Origin of the sequence: Mycobacterium sp. 360MFTsu5.1 (assembly GCF_000383495.1) — a bacterium.
Lineage (GTDB): Bacteria > Actinomycetota > Actinomycetes > Mycobacteriales > Mycobacteriaceae > Mycobacterium > Mycobacterium mucogenicum_B.
In genome coordinates, this window is record NZ_KB911468.1 from 21,999 (window position 1) to 41,010 (window position 19,012).

The 19,012-nt window shown below is 68.2% G+C and carries 23 protein-coding genes; 7 read left to right on the plus strand and 16 right to left on the minus strand.

Annotation, left to right across the window (positions count from 1 at the left end):
- Positions 1 to 7 precede the first annotated feature (7 nt).
- The 4 genes from H289_RS0117315 to H289_RS0117330 form a co-directional block, all read right to left on the minus strand.
- Complete coding sequence (locus H289_RS0117315; protein WP_029105367.1) at positions 8 to 847, minus strand: SDR family oxidoreductase; 840 nt, start codon at positions 845 to 847, stop codon at positions 8 to 10.
- Positions 848 to 915: 68 nt separating this feature from the next.
- Positions 916 to 1,359, minus strand: coding sequence for a hypothetical protein (locus H289_RS0117320; RefSeq protein ID WP_020102077.1), 444 nt, complete (start codon positions 1,357 to 1,359; stop codon positions 916 to 918).
- On the minus strand, positions 1,356 to 1,862 hold the full coding sequence (locus H289_RS30740) for an EspA/EspE family type VII secretion system effector (protein ID WP_020102078.1): 507 nt from the start codon (positions 1,860 to 1,862) through the stop codon (positions 1,356 to 1,358). The genes H289_RS0117320 and H289_RS30740 overlap by 4 nt, the downstream gene beginning before the upstream one ends.
- A 167-nt stretch (positions 1,863 to 2,029) precedes the next feature.
- Entirely contained in the window at positions 2,030 to 3,415 is a 1,386-nt protein-coding gene (locus tag H289_RS0117330) for a glycine--tRNA ligase (protein ID WP_020102079.1), read from the minus strand.
- Between the two features lie 151 nt (positions 3,416 to 3,566).
- Here H289_RS0117330 and H289_RS0117335 point away from each other — a divergent pair, with 151 nt between their 5' ends.
- Together H289_RS0117335 and H289_RS0117340 are read left to right on the plus strand one after the other, a co-directional pair.
- A complete protein-coding gene (locus tag H289_RS0117335) occupies positions 3,567 to 3,923 on the plus strand; it encodes an ArsR/SmtB family transcription factor (protein ID WP_020102080.1) in 357 nt (118 codons plus the stop codon).
- Positions 3,920 to 4,315, plus strand: a complete 396-nt coding sequence (locus H289_RS0117340; RefSeq protein ID WP_020102081.1) for a Fur family transcriptional regulator — start codon at positions 3,920 to 3,922, stop codon at positions 4,313 to 4,315. Before H289_RS0117335 ends, H289_RS0117340 begins: the two co-directional genes overlap by 4 nt.
- Positions 4,316 to 4,318: 3 nt before the next feature.
- Here H289_RS0117340 and H289_RS0117345 read toward each other — a convergent pair whose 3' ends face one another.
- The 4 genes from H289_RS0117345 to recO are packed head-to-tail and all read right to left on the minus strand — an operon-like array spanning position 4,319 to position 6,818.
- Entirely contained in the window at positions 4,319 to 4,723 is a 405-nt protein-coding gene (locus H289_RS0117345; RefSeq protein ID WP_020102082.1) for an NUDIX hydrolase, read from the minus strand.
- Positions 4,724 to 4,730: 7 nt separating this feature from the next.
- Entirely contained in the window at positions 4,731 to 5,144 is a 414-nt protein-coding gene (locus H289_RS0117350) for a hypothetical protein (protein WP_020102083.1), read from the minus strand.
- Positions 5,144 to 6,028 carry a decaprenyl diphosphate synthase gene (locus H289_RS0117355; RefSeq protein ID WP_020102084.1) on the minus strand — a complete coding sequence of 295 codons (885 nt, stop codon included), beginning with the start codon at positions 6,026 to 6,028 and terminating at the stop codon, positions 5,144 to 5,146. The genes H289_RS0117350 and H289_RS0117355 overlap by 1 nt, the downstream gene beginning before the upstream one ends.
- Entirely contained in the window at positions 5,973 to 6,818 is an 846-nt protein-coding gene (gene recO, locus H289_RS0117360; RefSeq protein ID WP_020102085.1) for a DNA repair protein RecO, read from the minus strand. The genes H289_RS0117355 and recO overlap by 56 nt, the downstream gene beginning before the upstream one ends.
- Positions 6,819 to 6,899: 81 nt before the next feature.
- On the opposite strand from recO, the gene H289_RS0117365 reads away from it, so the two are divergent.
- Positions 6,900 to 8,324, plus strand: coding sequence for an amidase (locus H289_RS0117365; RefSeq protein ID WP_020102086.1), 1,425 nt, complete (start codon positions 6,900 to 6,902; stop codon positions 8,322 to 8,324).
- On the opposite strand, the gene era is transcribed toward H289_RS0117365, so the two are convergent.
- The 5 genes from era to H289_RS0117390 all read right to left on the minus strand — a co-directional run bounded on the left by era (position 8,321) and on the right by H289_RS0117390 (position 12,540).
- Positions 8,321 to 9,235, minus strand: a complete 915-nt coding sequence (gene era / locus H289_RS0117370) for a GTPase Era (RefSeq protein ID WP_020102087.1) — start codon at positions 9,233 to 9,235, stop codon at positions 8,321 to 8,323. The genes H289_RS0117365 and era overlap by 4 nt on opposite strands.
- Positions 9,228 to 10,577 (minus strand): hemolysin family protein, encoded by a 1,350-nt coding sequence (locus H289_RS0117375; protein WP_020102088.1) that lies wholly within the window; start codon positions 10,575 to 10,577, stop codon positions 9,228 to 9,230. The genes era and H289_RS0117375 overlap by 8 nt, the downstream gene beginning before the upstream one ends.
- Positions 10,574 to 11,110 (minus strand): rRNA maturation RNase YbeY, encoded by a 537-nt coding sequence (gene ybeY, locus H289_RS0117380; protein ID WP_020102089.1) that lies wholly within the window; start codon positions 11,108 to 11,110, stop codon positions 10,574 to 10,576. Before ybeY ends, H289_RS0117375 begins: the two co-directional genes overlap by 4 nt.
- A gap of 4 nt (positions 11,111 to 11,114) precedes the next feature.
- Positions 11,115 to 12,176: a PhoH family protein gene (locus H289_RS0117385; protein ID WP_029105368.1), complete on the minus strand. Its 1,062-nt coding sequence runs from the start codon at positions 12,174 to 12,176 to the stop codon at positions 11,115 to 11,117.
- A 148-nt stretch (positions 12,177 to 12,324) separates the two neighbouring features.
- A complete protein-coding gene (locus tag H289_RS0117390) occupies positions 12,325 to 12,540 on the minus strand; it encodes a hypothetical protein (RefSeq protein WP_029105369.1) in 216 nt (71 codons plus the stop codon).
- Positions 12,541 to 12,816: 276 nt separating this feature from the next.
- Between H289_RS0117390 and H289_RS33885 the strand changes: the two genes are divergently transcribed.
- The 3 genes from H289_RS33885 to H289_RS31920 are packed head-to-tail and all read left to right on the plus strand — an operon-like array spanning position 12,817 to position 15,404.
- A complete protein-coding gene (locus H289_RS33885; RefSeq protein WP_020102092.1) occupies positions 12,817 to 14,472 on the plus strand; it encodes an EspA/EspE family type VII secretion system effector in 1,656 nt (551 codons plus the stop codon).
- A gap of 29 nt (positions 14,473 to 14,501) precedes the next feature.
- Entirely contained in the window at positions 14,502 to 14,816 is a 315-nt protein-coding gene (locus tag H289_RS31915; protein ID WP_020102093.1) for an ESX-1 secretion-associated protein, read from the plus strand.
- 3 nt (positions 14,817 to 14,819) lie between these two features.
- Positions 14,820 to 15,404, plus strand: coding sequence for a hypothetical protein (locus tag H289_RS31920; RefSeq protein WP_020102094.1), 585 nt, complete (start codon positions 14,820 to 14,822; stop codon positions 15,402 to 15,404).
- A gap of 58 nt (positions 15,405 to 15,462) precedes the next feature.
- Here H289_RS31920 and H289_RS0117410 read toward each other — a convergent pair whose 3' ends face one another.
- Genes H289_RS0117410 through hrcA form a run of 3 tightly spaced genes read right to left on the minus strand, consistent with a single transcriptional unit; the run spans position 15,463 to position 18,440 of the window.
- On the minus strand, positions 15,463 to 16,200 hold the full coding sequence (locus tag H289_RS0117410) for a 16S rRNA (uracil(1498)-N(3))-methyltransferase (RefSeq protein WP_020102095.1): 738 nt from the start codon (positions 16,198 to 16,200) through the stop codon (positions 15,463 to 15,465).
- Between the two features lie 15 nt (positions 16,201 to 16,215).
- Positions 16,216 to 17,367, minus strand: coding sequence for a molecular chaperone DnaJ (gene dnaJ / locus H289_RS0117415; RefSeq protein ID WP_020102096.1), 1,152 nt, complete (start codon positions 17,365 to 17,367; stop codon positions 16,216 to 16,218).
- A gap of 41 nt (positions 17,368 to 17,408) precedes the next feature.
- Positions 17,409 to 18,440 (minus strand): heat-inducible transcriptional repressor HrcA, encoded by a 1,032-nt coding sequence (gene hrcA / locus H289_RS0117420; RefSeq protein WP_020102097.1) that lies wholly within the window; start codon positions 18,438 to 18,440, stop codon positions 17,409 to 17,411.
- Between the two features lie 189 nt (positions 18,441 to 18,629).
- Between hrcA and H289_RS0117425 the strand changes: the two genes are divergently transcribed.
- Positions 18,630 to 18,959 carry a type II toxin-antitoxin system VapB family antitoxin gene (locus tag H289_RS0117425; protein ID WP_020102098.1) on the plus strand — a complete coding sequence of 110 codons (330 nt, stop codon included), beginning with the start codon at positions 18,630 to 18,632 and terminating at the stop codon, positions 18,957 to 18,959.
- The last annotated feature ends 53 nt before the right edge of the window (positions 18,960 to 19,012 follow it).

The window sequence follows — 19,012 nt, forward strand, 5'->3', positions numbered from 1 at the left end:
TGAGCGATCAGCCCGCCGCGGCGGCGAGGCGGGCCCGCTCGCGCATCGAGGCGACCACGCCACCGTCGTTCAGGATGTCGGTGCCGGTTAGGTAGCCTGCCTTGTCGCCGGCGCAGAACGCGAACAGCTCGGCCATCTCTTCGGCCTTGCCCCAGCGCGGCACCGCGGCGTTCATGACCATCGCGCCGGCACCCGCGTCGGCCTCGAGCAGCCCCATCTCGGTGTCGACCGAGCCCGGTGACACCGAGACGATGCGCAGCCCCTTGGCGTTGAAACGCTCGGCCTGCGAACTGCTGTACCACTTCACGAAGTTCTTGCTCACGCCGTAGGCCATACCCGAGCGCAGTTCCTCGGGCGCGAATGCACACGCCGCCACGATCTCGGCCAGGAACGCCGCCTCGTCGGTGAGCGCCAGCGGGAACTTCGCCGTCGGGATGATCTCGTCGGGCAGCAGGTGTGCCGCCATCGACGCCACGTTGACGATCGCCGCGCCCGCGTTCGCCACACCATGGAAGGCCTCGTTGACGTTCACGGTGCCGACCGCGTTGGTGCGCGCGACGTAGTCCGCGGCCCCCATGCTCGGGCTGACACCGGCGGCGTGGATCACCGACGCGATCGGGCCGAGACCTGTTGCGGTGGTGAATAACTGGTCCACTGCGGCGCGATCGGTGACATCGGCGTTGATGATCGTCGCGGCGATGCCGAGGGCGGCCAATTCGGCCGCGGCTGCGTCGAGGCGGTCCTGACGGACATCGGCCAGCACCACCGTGTGGTCCCGCCCGACGATCTTGGCCGTCGCCAGTCCCATGCCGCCGGCACCGCCGGTGATCACCGAAACGCGCGTCATGACCGTCACGCTATACCGAAAGCACAACGGGATAGCCAACGGGTGCTGACGAACTGCTCAGCACCGGCTCAGGTGGTGAACAACGAGAGGTGGACGTACACCTCGTCGGGCCCGCGTTCGTCGACGACGACTTCGCGGTTGACCAGCTTGTGGTCCTTGGTGGTGACCTTGTCCTGCAGGAACAGCGGCTCGGGTGCACCGGACAACGCCGGTCCGGCGAGGCCCGTCATCGTTTTCGGAATGTCGGACGGCCGCGGCGGCGCCGGGAACTGGCCCAGGAATTCGCGCAACTGGCCGTCGGTGAGCCGCAACGCCACGCGATATCGGGTATCGCGGCCCGAGTCTGTGACAGTGGCGAGAACCTGGGCGCCTTGCGGCAGCGTCACATCACCGAATGCCGCCGCCGTCTCTGCGGAAACTGGCGCCTTCTGCTCTCGGTCCACCTCGGTGGCGCACGCGGAGAGCGCGCACACCATCAGGAACCCGGCCAGCGCGCCGAGGTACCACCTCATGGCTGCGCGCCGCGCCCGGCGAGTTCGTCGTAGCCCGAGCCGATCTCGCGGATCCGCGCGGCGATGGTGTTGAGGTCCGCATTCGACCGACTGAGGATTTCGGTGATGTCGGCAGTCCCCTTGGCCACCACCGGGAGCAGCGCCTGGTCCCCCGCCTCGGTGGGCGGCGCGCTGACGGCCGCGTCGAGCACCCACTGCCTGACGGAGTCGAGATCGCGGCGGCCTGCCGTCACCACGGCCGCGGACCGATCGACCTCGGCGCCGAGGCGCCGGTCGAGTTCGGCGAGCTTGCCGAGAGCCCGGGCGTGCTTGCGGTTACGGCCGTCGTACGCCTCGGCGGCAGTGCCCGTCCACTCCCCGCCGGGCGCCACCGACTGGACCGTCCGCCGCAGTTCCTGGAACTGTGCGCTCATGTCGAAGTCAGCCCCGACGACCGGCGTGCCGGACCCGAACGCCGCGCGCGCGTCGTCCCACGTCGAAAGAAATGCGCCGAGTACTCCCACGCCGCCCCCTCTAATCCCCTTGGCTCACATCCTATTCGAGCCTGCGGCGGGTCCCCGGCGGCAAAATTTCCGCCGATGCGCACACACAACGTCAGGCTGAGGGCGTCGGTAAGCGGATATCCGCTCAACAGCGCTCTCAGCCTGACTTTGTGCTTGACAGTTGGCCGTCAGCAGCCCTTGAGGCGCACCGCGAGGTAGTCGCTGACGGCGTCGATGGCGACGCGCTCCTGCGTCATCGCGTCACGCTCGCGGATGGTCACGGCGTGGTCCTCGAGCGAGTCGAAGTCGACCGTGATGCAGTACGGCGTGCCGATCTCGTCCTGGCGACGGTAGCGGCGGCCGATCGCGCCGGCATCGTCGAACTCGACGTTCCAGTTCTTGCGCAGCTCGGCGGCCAGGTCGCGGGCCTTGGGCGACAGGTCGGCGTTGCGCGACAGCGGCAGCACCGCGGCCTTGACCGGCGCCAGGCGCGGGTCGAGCTTGAGCACCGTGCGCTTGTCGACGCCGCCCTTGGCGTTGGGCGCCTCGTCCTCGTGGTACGAGTCGACCAGGAACGCCATGAGCGAGCGGGTCAGGCCGGCTGCGGGCTCGATGACGTACGGCACGTAGCGGGTGTCGGTGCCCTGGTCGTAGAACGACAGGTCGACGCCCGAGTGCTCACCGTGGGTGCTGAGGTCGAAGTTGGTGCGGTTGGCGATGCCTTCGAGCTCACCCCACGGGTTGCCGGCGAAGCCGAACTTGTACTCGATGTCGGTGGTGCCGGCGCTGTAGTGCGACAGCTTCTCCAGCGGGTGCTCGTAGAGCCGCAGGTTCTCCGGGTTGATGCCCAGGTCGACGTACCACTGGAAGCGGGTGTCGATCCAGTACTTGTGCCACTCCGGCGCGGTCGAGGGCTCGACGAAGAACTCCATCTCCATCTGCTCGAACTCGCGGGTGCGGAAGATGAAGTTGCCCGGCGTGATCTCGTTGCGGAAGCTCTTGCCGATCTGGCCGATGCCGAACGGCGGCTTCTTGCGCGCGGTGGTCACCACGTTGGCGAAGTTCACGAAGATGCCCTGCGCCGTCTCCGGGCGCAGGTAGTGCATGCCTTCCTCGGACTCGATGGGGCCGAGGTAGGTCTTGAGCATCATGTTGAAGTCACGCGGCTCGGTCCACTGACCCTTGGTGCCACAGTCCGGACAGACGATCTCGTCCATCGGCACGGCATCGGGGTCATCCAGGCCCTTCTTCAGGGCGTAGGCCTCCTGCATGTGGTCCTGGCGGTGCCGCTTGTGGCAGTTCAGGCACTCCACCAGCGGGTCGTTGAACACCGCGACGTGGCCCGAGGCCACCCACACCTGGCGGGGCAGGATGATCGCGCTGTCCAGGCCGACGACGTCGTCGCGGGACGTGACGACGGACTTCCACCACTGGCGCTTGATGTTCTCCTTGAGCTCGACACCCAGTGGCCCATAATCCCACGCAGACTTGGTGCCGCCGTAGATTTCGCCGGACTGGAAGACCAGACCACGGCGTTTGGCCAGGTTGGCAACGGTGTCGATGATGGACGCCACGATGTTCGAGCACTCCTCGAGTCAGCTGGGATGCAACCCGTCCAGCCTAAAGGCCCCGGTGATCGGCCAATGTCGCACCCATCCTTTGACATGCGTAAGCGCGCATGGAAAGCTAAATGAAAACTATTTCCAATAGCCGGGAGTTGCCGGGGTGCCACCCACCACTACGCATGACGAGCTCGACCACCAGCACAGCGGTGCGCCGTTTCCGTCGTCCCCGCCGCGGGAGACGCTCGACGCCGCCGGCGACCTGCTGCGCGCCCTCGCCGCCCCCATCCGCATCGCCATCGTGATGCAGCTGCGGGAGTCGCAGCGCTGCGTGCACGAACTCGTCGACGCCCTGGGCGTCCCGCAGCCACTGGTCAGCCAGCACCTGCGCATCCTCAAGTCGGCCGGGGTCGTCGCCGGTGAGCGCGCCGGCCGCGAGGTGATGTACCGCCTGGTCGACCACCACCTAGCGCACATCGTCGTCGACGCCATCGCGCACGTCGAGGAGGAACGGTCATGAGCGCTCCCACGCGGTCCACAAAGCAGCGCACCGCGATCGCGGCGCTGCTCACCAACGTCGAAGAGTTCCGGTCCGCCCAGGAGTTGCACGACGAACTGCGCCGCCGCGGCGAGGGCATCGGCCTGACGACCGTCTACCGCACCCTGCAGTCGATGGCCGCGGCCGGACAGGTCGACAGCCTGCGCAACGACAGCGGCGAGGCGCTCTACCGGCGCTGCTCGCAGGCCCACCACCACCATCACCTCGTGTGCCGGCAGTGCGGCGCCACGGTCGAGGTGGCCGGTACCGAGGTCGAGGCCTGGGCCACCGAAACCGCTGCCGCCCATGGCTTTTCCGACGTCAGCCACACCATCGAGATTTTCGGGGTGTGCTCGGCCTGCGCCGCCGCCTGAGATTCAGGACTCGAGAGCCGGCCGGCTCCGCGCCCACTCCAGCACCGCTTCGGCCGTCAGCGGCGCCAATTCGATGTCGCCGGGTGCATCCGGATCGATCCAGGCCATCTCTTCGATCTCGGCGGCGATCTGCGGCACGCCGTCGAGCCGCACGAAGAACAGTTCGGCGTCGACCGTGTGCCCGGGTTCGTTGGCGGCAACCGCGGTGTGGTGACCCAACTCCCGCACGTCGGTGATGCCGACCCCGAGTTCCTCCCGGATCTCGCGGGCCAGCGCGTCGACCGGCGACTCCCCCGGTTCGAGCTTGCCGCCGGGTTGCATGAACGCCGTCGTCCCGCGCTTGCGGACCAGCAGCAGGCGCCCGTACTCATCGTCCACCACCGCGGCGACGATCCGGATGACGGTCATGAGGGTGTCACGACGTCAGGTCGGCCCGCACGTCGACACCGGTGGACAGCACCAGCATGACCAGGGTGGACAGGGCGTCGTCGCTGAGTCCAGCGGCCGGGAAGTTGTAGCGCAGCATCACGTCGCCGACCTTCTTGGCGCCATTGGACCGCGGATCACCGGCCCGCTCCACCAGCACCACCGAGCCGAGCATGGTGCGACCCGCGTGATCGGCCACGCGGTCCCGAACCTTGTTGTCCAGCTTGATATCCCACGCCAGTGGCTGCGTCAGCGAGACCAGGTCGAGGCCCTCACCGATGTTCACCACGCGCAGTGACGCCACCGTTCCGTCGTGTGCGACGGTGAGCGCGCCGTCGTTCTCTTCGACGATGGTGACCGAGTCGGCGAGCACCGACGCCAACCGCTGCAACAAGTCCGACATCAGGCCCTCCCGAACCGTCGGTTCCGGTTGACGTACTCCTCGCACGCGGCCCACAGGTCGCGGCGGTCGTAGTCCGGCCACAGCTTGTCCTGGAAGACGTACTCGGCGTACGCCGCCTGCCACAGCATGAAGTTGCTGGCGCGCTGCTCGCCCGAGGTGCGGATGAAAAGGTCCACGTCGGGGATGTCGGGGCGGTGCAGATGCTTGGCGACCGATGCCTCGGAGATCCGGCTCGGATTGATCTTGCCGGCGGCCGCCTCCTCGGCGAGTTGACGCGCCGCTTCGACGATCTCGGTGCGCCCACCGTAGTTCACGCAGTAGTTGACGGTGATGACGTCGTTGCCGACCGTCATCTGCTCGGCGATGTCGAACTCCTTGATGACGCTGCTCCACATGCGCGGCCGGGACCCGACCCACCGCATGTTGACGCCCATCGCGTTGAGGTTCTCCCGGCGGCGACGCACCACCTCACGGTTGAAGCCCATCAGGAACCGCACCTCTTCGGTGCTGCGCTTCCAGTTCTCGGTGGAGAACGCGTACACCGACAGGTGCTTGATGCCCAGTTCGATGGCTCCGCAGGTGATGTCGATCAGCACCGCCTCGCCCATCTTGTGACCCTCGGTACGTCCGAGCCCGCGCTGGGTGGCCCACCGGCCGTTGCCGTCCATGACGACGGCGACGTGGTTGGGTACCTGGTCGGCGGGAATCTGCGGTGCCACGGCCTTGGACGGGTGCTGCGGCGGCCGTGCGAAGCGGCCGTTGGAGTTCGGCGGGAGCTCCGGGAAGACCACGGGCCAGGTCGAAACGTCCGGGAAAATCGGATAGTCGTCAGGCGCCTGTGGCAGCTGTGGATAGCTGGTCTTGCGCGCCCGGTTGAGTGCCATGGGCAATATCCTGCCTGAGTAGGGTCACGCGTTGCTCAATGAGTGCGGTATCGGGACGGTAGACGCGCTCGACGAGGGGCAATGTCCGCAACTGACGCTCCAGATGCCACTGCAGATGCGCGGCCACCAGCCCGCTGGCCTGGCTCCGGTGCCCCGTCGGTGAGGCCTGCGCAAACTCCCAGTCGCCGTCGTGCAGCGCGGCCATCAGATCCAGCACACCTTGCGGCGGGGTGACCGAGCCCGACGGCCGGCAGTGCACGCACACGCTGCCGCCGGCCGCGACATGGAACGCCCGGTGCGGACCGGGTGCGGCGCAGCGCGCGCACTCGGTGATGGCCGGCGCCCAACCGGCGATCCCCATGGCGCGCAGCAGATAGGCGTCGAGCACCAGTTCACGGGGCCGGCTGCCGTCGGCGACGGCCCGCAACGCGCCGACGGTGAGCCGCTGCAGCGCCGGCATCGGGTTGCGTTCCTCACCCGCCAGCCGTTCGGCGGTCTCCAGGATGGCGCAGCCGCAGGTGTAGCGGCCGTAGTCGTTGACGATGTCGGCGGCGAACGCGTCGAGGGACACCACCTGGGTGACGATGTCGAGGTTGCGGCCGGGATGCAGCTGCACGTCGATGTGGGCGAACGGCTCCAGCCGCGAGCCGAACTTGCTGCGGGTCCGTCGCACGCCCTTGGCCACCGCGCGGACCAGCCCGTGGTCGCGGGTGAGCAGCGTGACGATCCGGTCGGCCTCGCCGAGCTTGTGCTGGCGCAGCACGACCGCTCGATCCCGGTACAACCGCATCGGGCGATTGTCCCATCGCGGACCGACAACTTCGGTTAGGCAGCGCCGGGCGAGTGCGCACCACTATCCTCATAAATCGTCATGGCCGAACGTTCCGCGCAGCCCCGATTCCCCACCCTGACCCAGCAGTTGTACCGGCTCGCGAGCGGCACGGTGACGTCAGAGCAGATCGTGCGGCAGTCGCTGGACGCGATCGCCGCCAGCCAGCTCGAGTTGAACGCCTTCCGGGTGGTCTTCACCGAACAGGCACTCGCCGACGCCGCCGAAGCAGACCGCAAACGCGCTGCCGGACAACACCTTCCGCTCCTTGGTGTACCCATCGCGATCAAGGACGACGTCGACGTCGCGGGCGTGCCGACCCGGTTCGGCACCGACGGCGACGTGCCCTCGGCGACCGCGGACGCCGAGGTGGTGCGCCGGCTGAAGGCGGCCGGCGCGGTGATCGTCGGCAAGACCAACACCTGCGAACTCGGCCAGTGGCCGTTCACCAGCGGGCCCGGTTTCGGGCACACCCGCAATCCCTGGTCGCGCGAGCACACCCCGGGCGGGTCGTCGGGCGGTAGCGCCGCGGCCGTCGCGGCCGGATTGGTCACCGCCGCAATCGGATCCGACGGTGCGGGCAGCGTCCGCATCCCCGCCGCATGGACCCATCTGGTCGGCATCAAGCCGCAGCGCGGACGCATCTCCACCTGGCCGCTGCCCGAGGCCTTCAACGGCATCACGGTCAACGGGGTGCTGGCCCGGACGGTCGCCGACGCGGCCCTGGTTCTCGACGCCGCCTCCGGCAACGTCGACGGTGATCTCCACAAACCGGCGCCCATCGCCGCGGCCGAGGCCGTCGGCCGGGCACCGGGTCCGTTGCGCGTCGCGTTGTCGACCAAGTTTCCGTTCACCCTGTTCCCCGCCCGGTTGCATCCGGAGATCCGGGCCGCGCTGAACACCGTTGCGGGACAACTCGAAGAACTCGGGCACACCGTCCGGCCGGACGATCCGGAGTACGGACTGCAGCTGTCCGTGGACTTCCTGGCCCGTTCCACGACGGGACTCGCCGAATGGCGCGACCGGGTGGGACCCGACGTGACCCTCGACCGCCGCACCCGGGCCAACATCCGGACGGGATGGCTGCTGTCGGAGCACGCGCTCCGCGAGGCACGGCGGCGCGAAGCCGCCCATCAGCGCCGCATCGGCTGGATTTTCAATCTCGTCGACGTCGTGCTGGCGCCGACCACCGCGCAGCCGCCACCGCTGATCGACGCCTTCGACCGGCTCGGCAGCACCGCCACCGACCGCGCCATCATCGCGGCGTGCCCGGTGTGCTGGCCGTGGAACGCGCTCGGCTGGCCGTCGATCAACGTCCCGGCCGGCTTCACCGCCGACGGGCTGCCCATCGGTGTGCAGCTCATGGGCCCCGAAGGCAGCGAGCCACTGCTGATCTCGCTGGCCGCCAGCCTGGAGGCGATCAGCGGCTGGGCCACCAAGCAGCCCGACAACTGGTGGACTGACTAAAAGCCCAGCTTGCCAAGCTGTTTCGGGTCGCGCTGCCAGTTCTTGGCGATCTTGACGCGCAGATTCAGATAGACCTTGGTGCCGAGCAGCTTCTCGATCTGGGTACGCGCCGCGGTGCCGACCTCACGCAACCGGGAGCCGCCCTTGCCGATCACGATGCCCTTCTGGCTGTCGCGCTCGACGTAGATGATGGCGTGGATGTCGCACATCTCGCCCTGCTCGGGGGTGCGGCCTTCGCGCTCGGTGAACTCCTCGATGACGACCGCCAGTGAGTGCGGCAGCTCGTCGCGCACGCCTTCCAGCGCGGCTTCGCGGATGAGCTCGGCGATCAGCACTTCCTCGGGCTCATCGGTGAGTTCGCCGTCCGGGTAGAACGCCGGGCCCGGCGGCAACTTGCTGGCCAGCACGTCGATCAGGACGTCGACCTGTTCACCCGCCACCGCGGACACCGGCACGATCTCGGACTTGCCCTCGGTGAGCTCACTGACCGCCAGCAGCTGCGCGGCGACCTTGTCGCGCGGCACCTTGTCGGTCTTGGTGACGACCACCAGCAGCGTGGTTCGCGGCGCGACAGTGCGGATCTGCTGGTAGATCCAGCGGTCACCGGGCCCGATGGCCTCGTCCGCCGGGATGCACAGGCAGATGATGTCGACCTCGGAATAGGTGTCCTTGACCAGTTCGTTGAGCCGCTGGCCGAGCAGCGTGCGCGGCCGGTGCAGCCCGGGGGTGTCCACCAGGATGATCTGGAAGTCCTCGCGGTGCACGATGCCGCGAATGGTGTGCCGGGTGGTCTGCGGCCGATTCGACGTGATCGCGACCTTGGTGCCGACGAGCGCGTTGGTCAGCGTCGACTTGCCGGTGTTGGGCCGGCCGACCAAACAGACGAAGCCGGAACGGAATTCGTCACTCATCGGGTTCTCCTTCTGCTGCGGAATCCGCAGCCTCGGTACGTTGCGGCTCGACCGGGATCACCAGCACGGTGCCGATCCGGACCCGACCGCGATGGTCGCGGCCGCCCTCGGCCCGCAACTGGAGGGTCGCCGGGTGCTGCGATCGATGCGACGGGAATGACACCCGGACCTCGGCGCCCGGTAGCGGCACGCGCCCCAGCTCGTGTGCCAGCAGCCCGCCGACGGTGTCGACGTCCAGGTCGCCGTCGACCTCGAAGCCGCACAGTTCGGCGAGGTCTTCCAGCGGCAACCGGGCCGACACCCGAAACCGGTTGTCGCCCAGTTCTTCTACCGGCAGCACCTCGTCGGTGTCGTATTCGTCGGCGATCTCACCGACGATCTCCTCCAGCACGTCCTCGATCGACACCAGGCCGGCGATCGCGCCGTACTCGTCGACCAGCAGCGCCATGTGGTTGCGGGTGCGCTGCATCTCGTTGAGCAGGGCGTCGAGTGGCTTGGAGTCCGGCATGAACACCGCGGGACGCATCACGTCGGCCACCTTGGTCTCGCGGCCGCCGTTGGTGGAGTTGTAGGTCTGCTCCACAAGGTCTTTGAGATAGACGACGCCGACGACGTCGTCGACGTTCTCCCCGATCACCGGGATGCGGGAGTGCCCGCTGCGGACCGCCAGCGAGGTCGCCTGCCCGGCCGACTTGTCGCTCTCGATCCACACCATTTCGGTGCGGGGCACCATGACCTCGCGCGCCGGGGTGTCGCCGAGTTCGAAGACGGACTTGATCATTCGCCGCTCTTCGGCGGCCACGACGCCGCGCTGCTGGGCGAGGTCGACGACCTCGAGCAGCTCGATTTCCGAGGCGAACGGTCCGTTGCGGAAGCCCCGGCCCGGGGTGAGGGCGTTACCGATGAGCACCAGCAGCCGGCTGATCGGGGTCAGCAGCACCGCGATCACCTGCAGCGGAAGCGCCGACAGCAGTGAGATGGAATAGGCGTTCTGCCGCCCGACGGTGCGGGGGCCGACGCCGATGGCCACGAAGCTGACGACCACCATGATGGCAGCGGCGGACACCAAGGCCCACCCACGCGTCATCAACTCGTCGAGGTAGTCGACCAGCAGGACCGTCGCCGATGCCTCGCAGACAACCCGCAGCAGCACAACGAGATTGACGTACTGCGGCCGGTTCCGGACGATCTTCGCCAGCCGCACCGCACCGGGCCGCTCATCCCGGATCAGCTCGTCCACGCGCGCGATGGAGACGGTGTTGATGGCGGCATCGATCGCCGCGAAAACCCCGCCGATCACGACGAGCACTATGGCGCCGATCAACGGCGTCAACCCGGTCACGGTTCGTCGAAGTACCGCGACTTGTCAAGCAGCCGGCGGTCTTTCTCGGTCTGCCGATCCTTGTGGTAGGCGTGCACCTGGTCGGCGACCCACTCTTCGAGCAGCTGACGCTGCAGGTCGAACATCTCTTTTTCTTCGTCCGGCTCGGCGTGGTCATAGCCCAGCAGGTGCAGCACGCCGTGCACGGTCAGCAGCGCCAGCTCATGGCCCAGCGAATGCCCCGCGGCCTCAGCCTGATTCGCGGCGAACTCGGGACACAGCACGATGTCGCCGAGCATCGAGGGCCCCGGCTCGGGCGCATCCGGGCGGCCGCCGGGCTCGAGCTCGTCCATCGGGAAGCTCATCACATCCGTCGGACCCGGCAGGTCCATCCAGCGCATGTGCAGATCGGCCATCGCCGACTGGTCCACCAGCACCATCGAGAGTTCAGCGGCGGGGTTCACGTCCATCTTGGAGATGACGAACCGTGCCACGCTGATCAGCTCGTCTTCGGATACGTCGATCCCCGACTCGTTGGAAACCTCGACCGTCACTGCGTCACCGCCTCGTCCGGCCGGTGGCTCGACGGTGCGCGCGGTTGGCCAGTCCGTGCTCGCTCACTTTGGCTTCCGCCGCTTCGTACGCGTCGACGATCTCCGAAACCAGCTTGTGGCGCACCACATCTGCACTCGTGAGTTCGGCGATGTGGATGTCGTCGATGCCGTCGAGGACCTCGATGGCCGACCGCAGGCCCGACCGCATGCCGCCCGGCAGGTCGATCTGCGTGACGTCACCGGTCACGACGATCTTGGAACCGAAACCCAAGCGGGTCAGGAACATCTTCATCTGTTCGGCGGTGGTGTTCTGCGCCTCGTCGAGGATGACGAACGCGTCATTCAACGTCCTACCCCGCATAAAGGCCAGCGGCGCAACCTCGATCACCCCGGCTGCCATGAGCTTCGGGATCATCTCGGCGTCCATCATGTCGTGCAGCGCGTCGTACAGCGGCCGCAGATACGGGTCGATCTTCTCGTTGAGGGTGCCCGGCAGGAAACCCAGGCGCTCTCCCGCTTCGACGGCGGGACGGGTCAGGATGATCCGGCTGACCTGCTTGGTCTGTAATGCGCTGACGGCCTTGGCCATTGCCAGATACGTCTTGCCGGTACCGGCGGGGCCGATGCCGAAGACGATGGTGTGGGCATCGATGGCGTCGACGTAGCGCTTCTGGTTGAGCGTCTTGGGCCGGATGGTCTTGCCGCGCCGCGACAGGATGTCGAGCGTCAGCACCTGTGCCGGCGACTCGGCGTCGGCGCCGTCGAGCATGCCGACGCTGCGGCGGACGACGTCCGGGGTCAGCGTCTGCCCGCCGGCGGCGATCGTGATGAGCTCACTGACCACGCGCTCGGCCTTCGCCACGTCAGCGGGCGAGCCGGAGATGGAGAGCGAATTGCCGCGGACGTGGATGTCGGCCGCCAGCAGGTTCTCCAGGGCTCGCAGATTCTCGTCGGCCGAGCCGAGCAGGCCCACGACAAGATCAGGCGGAACAGTGATGCTGCTTCGAACCGACGGGTCGAGCTCCGAGGAGCGCGACGCGGCGGCGTTCGTATCGCGGGGCGTCACGTGGTTTTCGATGCCTGCTTTCTGGTGTCGAGCTGAGGAGCACATTCTACCGCCGGGCCGAAGGCACGCCCAACGAGTTGGCTGGTCACGCAACCGCGGGCGGCACCTTTCGGTACCGCCCGCGGGTGTGAGTAGTTATGGTCGCCGATTACCGGCTCTGGTGGACGTTGGTGTCGACCTTGGGCGACTTGGCACCCTGGTGCACATCGTCCAGCCAGTTCAGGTGATCAACTCCCGTCGGCACCACTGTTGCCTGCACCCCTGTCGGTGCCGGCCCGGTGGCGGCTACGGCGGGAACGGCGAACCCCATGGCGCCGGCGGCCAATGCACCGGCGATAACTGCTGCAATTCCGAAATTCTTCATGAGGTGTTCCCCTTCGCGTCTTCTGTCCGTCTTTGTCACCTTGCGACCCGAGTCGCTGTGACATTCATGTAAACAGGCAGGTCAAGGGATTAATTCCGCTGGCAGGAAATTAGTGTTTACTGGCAGGAATTGCTGTAACCCAGGCCACACGGTTCGGCCCTTCCGACCGCCCCACAGAGTTCCGAATTAGCGCAATGGAGGGGTGTTCGCCGCTGTTAGGCTCAAATTCACCGGCGAGGGTCCGCCGGGGCGATGAGGAATCGGGGAGGGTTCTGCATGGGTAGGGGTCGCGGCAATCACGGCGGATCGCACCATACGCCGCACAACCGCCATCCGCGCCACGACGACGAGCCCACGGTGCGCATCCCCCGGCCGAACCACAACGACCGCAACGACCACAACCCCCGGCGCCACGACGATCACGACGGCAACTCGCACCGGCGCGACCACGACGGCGGTGACAGCCCGAGCCTCGGCGAGAAGATCAACGACATCCTCGACAAGGCCAACGACGTCCTGGACACCGCCTCGGACATCGCCGACAACGTCAAGAAGCTGATGGAAGGCGATCCGATGGGCGCCGTCGGGCTGCTCAGCGATGCCGGCGACGTCGCCAAGATGCTCATGCCCGCGGCCGCGGGCACACCCATCATCGAGGGCGGTTTGTGGGCCCTGGACTTCGCGGGGCTCGGTTTCGGCATCGGCGATCCAGACACCGGGGAATCGTTCTCCGACGGCGCCGAGCTCTTCCAGGCCGCCGGCGACGGACTCAGCAGCGCCTACCCGACCGTGTGGCAAGGCACCTCTTCCACGGCCTACTCCAACCGGAACGCCGAACAGATCGGCAGCGCCGAACAGCTGCTGCAGGCCGACAATCTCGTCGTACAAATCCTGAGCGCCGAAGCCGAACAGGTCGACGCGGGCCGCCAGCAGATGGACAACATCGCCACTTGCCTCGGCGCGATGATCCCCGTCTGCCTCGCGCTGGAGGCGACGGTCATCGGCGCCCCCGAGTCGCTCGCGCTGCAGGCCGCGTCGGTTGCCGTCGCCGCCGCGGCTTCGGCCGTGACGATGAACAACATGATGGCTCAATCCTCGAGCAACGCAGCGCAATTGAGCCAGGCGACAAGTATGTACCAGAGCGCCTCGCACGCCCCGCCGCTGAGCACCATGCCGCCGCCACCGGCGAAAAAGCCGGGCGACGGACCGGATTTCGGCAACGCCGACCCCAATGCGCCCGGCAACCCCAACCAGCCGGGGCGGCCGGGGACGAATTCGCCGTACGGCCCGCCCACGAACAACCCGCCCGGCACCGGCAACCCGACGGGCTCGCCCGGCACGGGCGGTGGCGGCGGTTCGGGCTCCGGCGGCGGGTCAGGCTCCGGTGGCGGGTCGGGCTCCGGCGGCGGCGCGCCGAACATGCCGAAGATGCCCGAGGTGCCCGAAATACCCTCCGCCCCAGCGGCATCGGGTGCCGGCACCGGCGCCGGGTCCGGCATGGGCGGGATGCCGTCGCTGCCACAGATGGGCGGCGGTGGTTCCGGCAGCGGGGGCGGTGGTCTCCTCGGCACCCTCGCCGGACTGGCCGGCCAGGCGGCGCAGACCGCGACGCAGGCGGCGCAGGCCGCCCAACAGGGCAAGCAGGATCCGAACGCACAGGACCCGAACGCGCCGGGTGCCGACAAGGACGGCGACGGCAAGCCGGACGACCCGGCCGCCGACCCCAATGCCCAAGCCGCCGGGGAGAATCCGCCCGGCGCGGCCGCCGGGTCGGAGTCGCCTGCAGGACGCGCGCCCATCCAGGTGTCGTTCGACGACGGCGCCCACCACGTCGAGGTGGCCGTCGATCCCGACACCGCCAAAGGCCCGGTGCACGTGAGCCTCGACCCGTCGAATCCCACTGCGCCCCCGCGCATCACGACCGAAACCTAGTTTTTCCGGCTTTCCGAAAGGAGCAACACATGGGCGGCAAGCTCACCGTGGAGACCTCAGAGTTGCAGGCGCTCTCCACCAAACAGACCGATGCGGCCGCGACGTTCAGCGCCGCCGGCAACACCACGTCCTATGTCGAGGTCAAGGTGCTCGCGACCCACGGGCCGCTGTGCATGTCGACGCAATCGGCACTGAGTGCTGCGAACAACGCGCGCAAGGCCGCCTGCGAGCAGATGATGAACAAGTCGCGCAACCTGGCCTCGAATCTGGCCAAGGCCGCGGCGCAATACGACCAGACGGATGCGCAGGAAGGTTCCAACCTCGGCAAGCAGATGCAGATCTGATCGATGTCAGACCATTCTTGGGACGACCACGACGACGACGAGCATCTCGCCGAACCCGAGAGCTCGCTCGATTACTTCGCCACCGACGGCGGTGACGACGCAGACCCGGACGATTCGGGTCTCGACCACCTGGTGACGTCGGATGACGAGACGTACGACGACGAGACGGCGGGTTCCTACGCGGACGCGATGGAGCCGGAAACCGCTGGTGCCTCGGATGACGACGAAACGCCGGACGACGACGCACCGCGGGTGGTGGTGTTCGCGGTGTCCGATCCCGCCGGCAACGTCACGGCCGAGGCGTCCATCGCCGGATCCATCCAGCGGATCAAGCTGGCCCCCAAGGCGGCCTCGATGCCCGAGACCGAACTCGCCCGCAGCATCCTCGCGACCGCGAAGCTCGCGAACATGAAGGGCCGCGCGGTACAACGGGCACTCATCGAAGGCGTCCTCGCGGCCGAAGGGCTCGACGACGAGCGCGTCGAGGCCATCATCGAGACCAATGCACCCGACCTGCCGACACCGCAGCAGGCCGACGACGCGGTCGCCGAGGCACAGGCGGCCTACCTCCGCGGTGAGCATCGATAGCCGAATTCATGCCCGAACGTGGTTGGGCGAGTATGAGGTTCGTCGGCCGGGCTGAGTGCTAGACCTGCCAGCGCGGCGTCAGCACACCCAAGGCGCCCAACGCGACGGCCGCGGCGGTCGACGTCCGCAATACCGACGGTCCCAGCCGAACGGCGACGGCGCCGGCGGCCACCAGCGCCGCCACCTCACCGTCGGTGATACCGCCTTCCGGCCCCACGATCAGCGTCACCGCCTCGGTGGACGACGAAACCACCTCGCGCAATGGCACTTCCGCTGATTCATGCAAGACCAACGTGACGCCCGCACCGATCGAGGCCACCAGCTCAGCAGTCGACACCGGGCCGCTGACCGACGGCACGTACGGGCGACGGGACTGCCGCGCCGCCGACCGGGCCACCGCACTCCAGCGTCGTAAACCCTTCTCCACCTTGGCCGTACCGTCCCAGCGCGCGACGCAGCGCTCGGACTGCCATGCCACAAAGGCGTCGGCGCCGGCCTCGGTGGCCAATTCGATGGCCAGCTCGGAGCGGTCGGATTTGGGCAGGGCCTGGACCACAGTCACCGTCGGCACCGCGGCCGGGACCTCGGTGACCGACAGCACGCGCGCCGTCAACCGGCCCTTCACGGCGTCTTCGATCACGCAGTGCGCCAACGTCCCGGCCCCGTCGGACAGGTCGAGTTCCTCGCCCGGACGGATGCGTCGCACCGTCGCCGCGTGGAATCCCTCGTCGCCATCGACGACGGCGAGGCCGCCGACCTCGGGTACCGCGTCGACGTAGAACAGCGCCCGGCTCACCAAGGGCCCCGAAGGCTAACGGCCGCTGAAGGTTTCGCGCAGGCGGCTGAACAGGCCGCCCCCGCCGCCGGCCACGGCCTGCGTCGACCGCACCTCGGTGACGTCGCGGGACCGCTGCTCCTTGAACTTGCGCAGCAGGTCCAGGTCACGGTTGTCGAGCCGCGTCGGCACCACGACGTCGATGTGCGCGTGCAGGTTGCCGCGGACCCCGGACCGCAGGTGCGGCATGCCGTGGCCGCGAATGGTGGTGATCGAACCGGGCTGCGTACCCGGCGCGATGGTGATCTCGGTGGGCCCGTCGAGGATGGCGTCGACGGTGACCGTGGTGCCCAGTGCGGCGTCGACCATCGGCACCGAGACGGTGCAGTGCAGGTCGTCGCCGTCGCGCAGGAACAGCTCGTGCGCCTGCTCGTGCACCTCGACGTACAGGTCGCCGGCGGGTCCACCGCCCGGCCCGACCTCGCCCTGGGCCGCGAGACGCACCCGCATGCCCTCACCGACACCGGCCGGAATCTTGACGCTGACGTCGCGCCGCGCGCGCACCCGGCCGTCGCCGCCGCAGCGGTGACACGGGTCGGGAATGACCTCGCCGACGCCACCACACACCGGGCAGGGCCGCGATGTCATGACGTTGCCGAGCAGCGAGCGCTGGACCGTCTGCACCTCACCCTGGCCGTGGCAGGTATCACAGCGGGCGGGCTGGGAATTGCCGTGCGTGCCCTTGCCCTGGCACAGGTCGCACAGCACCGCGGTGTCCACGGTGACCTGCTTGGTGACGCCCGTCGCGCACTCCTCGAGGTCCAGCCGCAGGCGCAGCAGCGAGTCCGAGCCCGGTCGCACCCGACCGATCGGACCGCGCGAGGACGCGCCGCCACCGAAGAAGGCCTCGAACACGTCGCCGAGACCCCCGAAGCCGGCGAAGCCACCGGCACCGCCGCCGCCTCCGCCACTCTCCATGGGGTCACCGCCGAGGTCGACGATGCGCCGCTTCTCCGGGTCGCTGAGGACCTCGTAGGCGGTGCTGATCTCGGCGAACCGCTGCTGGGCGCCCTCGTCGGGGTTGACGTCGGGGTGCAGCTCCCGGGCCAGCCTGCGGTAGGCCTTCTTGATCTCCGAGTCGCTGGCGCCCTTGCTCACGCCGAGCAGGCCGTAGTAATCGCGTGCCACGCCTAAGAACCTTGCCTAATCTCTCGAACTGCTGGGCACCCTCACCGGGTGCCCAGTACCTCGCCTATGTACCGGGCGACGGCCGCGACGTTGGCGATGGTCCCCGGATAGTCCATCCGGGTGGGGCCCACCACGCCCATGCCGCCGTAAACCTTGCCCAAACTGCCATAGGCGGTGCTCACGACGGACGTCCCAGCCATCTGCTCGGCCTCGGTTTCGTGGCCGATGCGTACCGTGACTTTACCTGCCTCCTGCTGGGCGGCCAGCAACCGCAGGACCACGACCTGCTCCTCCAGCGCCTCCAGCACCGACCGCAGGGACCCGCCGAAATCGGCCGTGTTGCGCGTCAGGTTGGCGGTGCCGCCGAGCAACAGCCGCTCCTCCTGGTGCTCGACCAGCGTCTCGACCAAGACCGTCGCCGCGCGGCCCACCGCGTCGCCCAGGCCGCCGTGCCCGTCCATCTGCGATGCCAGGTCGGCCACCGCGATCGACGCGGCCGACAGCAGCTTGCCCTCCAGGGCCGCACCGAGCCGCTCCCGCAGCTGCGACAGCTCGTGCTCACCGATGGAGTCGCCGAGCTCGACGACGCGCTGGTCAACCCGTCCGGTATCGGTGATGACCACCAGCAACAGCCGGGCCGGGGTGAGCGCCACGACCTCCAGATGGCGGACCGTGGAGCGCGACAGCGTGGGGTACTGCACGATGGCGACCTGTCGCGTCAGCTGCGCGAGCAGCCGCACGGCGCGGCGCAGCACGTCGTCGAGGTCGACGCCGGATTCGAGGAAACTCAGGATGGCCCGGCGCTCGCTGGACGACAGGGGTTTGACGTCGTCGATGCGGTCGACGAACTCGCGGTAGCCCTTCTCCGTGGGCACCCGGCCCGAGCTGGTGTGCGGCTGCGTGATGTAGCCCTCCGCCTCCAGCACGGCCATGTCGTTGCGGACCGTGGCACTCGAAACGCCGAGGTTGTGGCGCTCGACGAGCGTCTTGGAGCCGATGGGCTCCTTGGTGGAGACGAAGTCGGCAACGATGGCACGCAGCACTTCAAAGCGACGGTCGTCGGCACTACCCATTCGTCACCTCCAGTTCCACCGCCATTTTACGGTGACGATGGATTCGGGCGGGCGACCGACGTCATTCGGGGGTATCTGGTGGCCGGATGCCTCGGCAAACGCCCGGTCGACCCGCTAGGGTCAGCTGTATGCCGATGCTGTCACCGCGGACCCGCTCGGCTCACCGGGAGCTTGCAGAGTGATCTACTCATGATTTTCAAAGGGGTACGCGACGGAAAGCCCTACCCGGAGCATGGGCTGAGCTACCGCGAATGGGCCCAGATTCCGCCGCGCCAGCTGCGTCTCGACGAAATCGTCACCACGACGACGGTGCTCGCCCTGGACCGGCTGCTGTCCGAGGATTCGACGTTCTACGGCGATCTGTTCCCGCATGCCGTGCGCTGGCAGGGCACGATCTACCTGGAAGACGGCCTGCACCGTGCGGTGCGGTCCGCGCTGCGGAACCGGGTGGTGCTGCACGCCCGGGTGTACGACATGGATGTGCCCCTGTCGCAGCAGCTTTCGCCCACCGGCGAATGACCGCGCGCCAGCGCAGGTACGTGCCGACCAGCACGGCGAGCACCAACTCCTGG

Bases quoted from the DNA above. Each gene is read 5' to 3' on its own strand.
- H289_RS31915 (WP_020102093.1), top strand. From the start codon at position 14,502: ATGGGCGGCAAGCTCACCGTGGAGACCTCAGAGTTGCAGGCGCTCTCC.
- H289_RS0117350 (WP_020102083.1), bottom strand. From the start codon at position 5,144: ATGTCGGACTTGTTGCAGCGGTTGGCGTCGGTGCTCGCCGACTCGGTC.
- hrcA (WP_020102097.1), bottom strand. From the start codon at position 18,440: ATGGGTAGTGCCGACGACCGTCGCTTTGAAGTGCTGCGTGCCATCGTT.
- H289_RS33885 (WP_020102092.1), top strand. From the start codon at position 12,817: ATGGGTAGGGGTCGCGGCAATCACGGCGGATCGCACCATACGCCGCAC.
- recO (WP_020102085.1), bottom strand. From the start codon at position 6,818: ATGCGGTTGTACCGGGATCGAGCGGTCGTGCTGCGCCAGCACAAGCTC.
- H289_RS0117390 (WP_029105369.1), bottom strand. From the start codon at position 12,540: ATGAAGAATTTCGGAATTGCAGCAGTTATCGCCGGTGCATTGGCCGCC.
- H289_RS0117355 (WP_020102084.1), bottom strand. From the start codon at position 6,028: ATGGCACTCAACCGGGCGCGCAAGACCAGCTATCCACAGCTGCCACAG.
- H289_RS0117320 (WP_020102077.1), bottom strand. From the start codon at position 1,359: ATGAGGTGGTACCTCGGCGCGCTGGCCGGGTTCCTGATGGTGTGCGCG.
- H289_RS0117425 (WP_020102098.1), top strand. From the start codon at position 18,630: ATGATTTTCAAAGGGGTACGCGACGGAAAGCCCTACCCGGAGCATGGG.
- H289_RS31920 (WP_020102094.1), top strand. From the start codon at position 14,820: ATGTCAGACCATTCTTGGGACGACCACGACGACGACGAGCATCTCGCC.
- era (WP_020102087.1), bottom strand. From the start codon at position 9,235: ATGAGTGACGAATTCCGTTCCGGCTTCGTCTGTTTGGTCGGCCGGCCC.
- H289_RS0117315 (WP_029105367.1), bottom strand. From the start codon at position 847: ATGACGCGCGTTTCGGTGATCACCGGCGGTGCCGGCGGCATGGGACTG.
- H289_RS0117345 (WP_020102082.1), bottom strand. From the start codon at position 4,723: ATGACCGTCATCCGGATCGTCGCCGCGGTGGTGGACGATGAGTACGGG.
- H289_RS0117340 (WP_020102081.1), top strand. From the start codon at position 3,920: ATGAGCGCTCCCACGCGGTCCACAAAGCAGCGCACCGCGATCGCGGCG.
- H289_RS0117365 (WP_020102086.1), top strand. From the start codon at position 6,900: ATGGCCGAACGTTCCGCGCAGCCCCGATTCCCCACCCTGACCCAGCAG.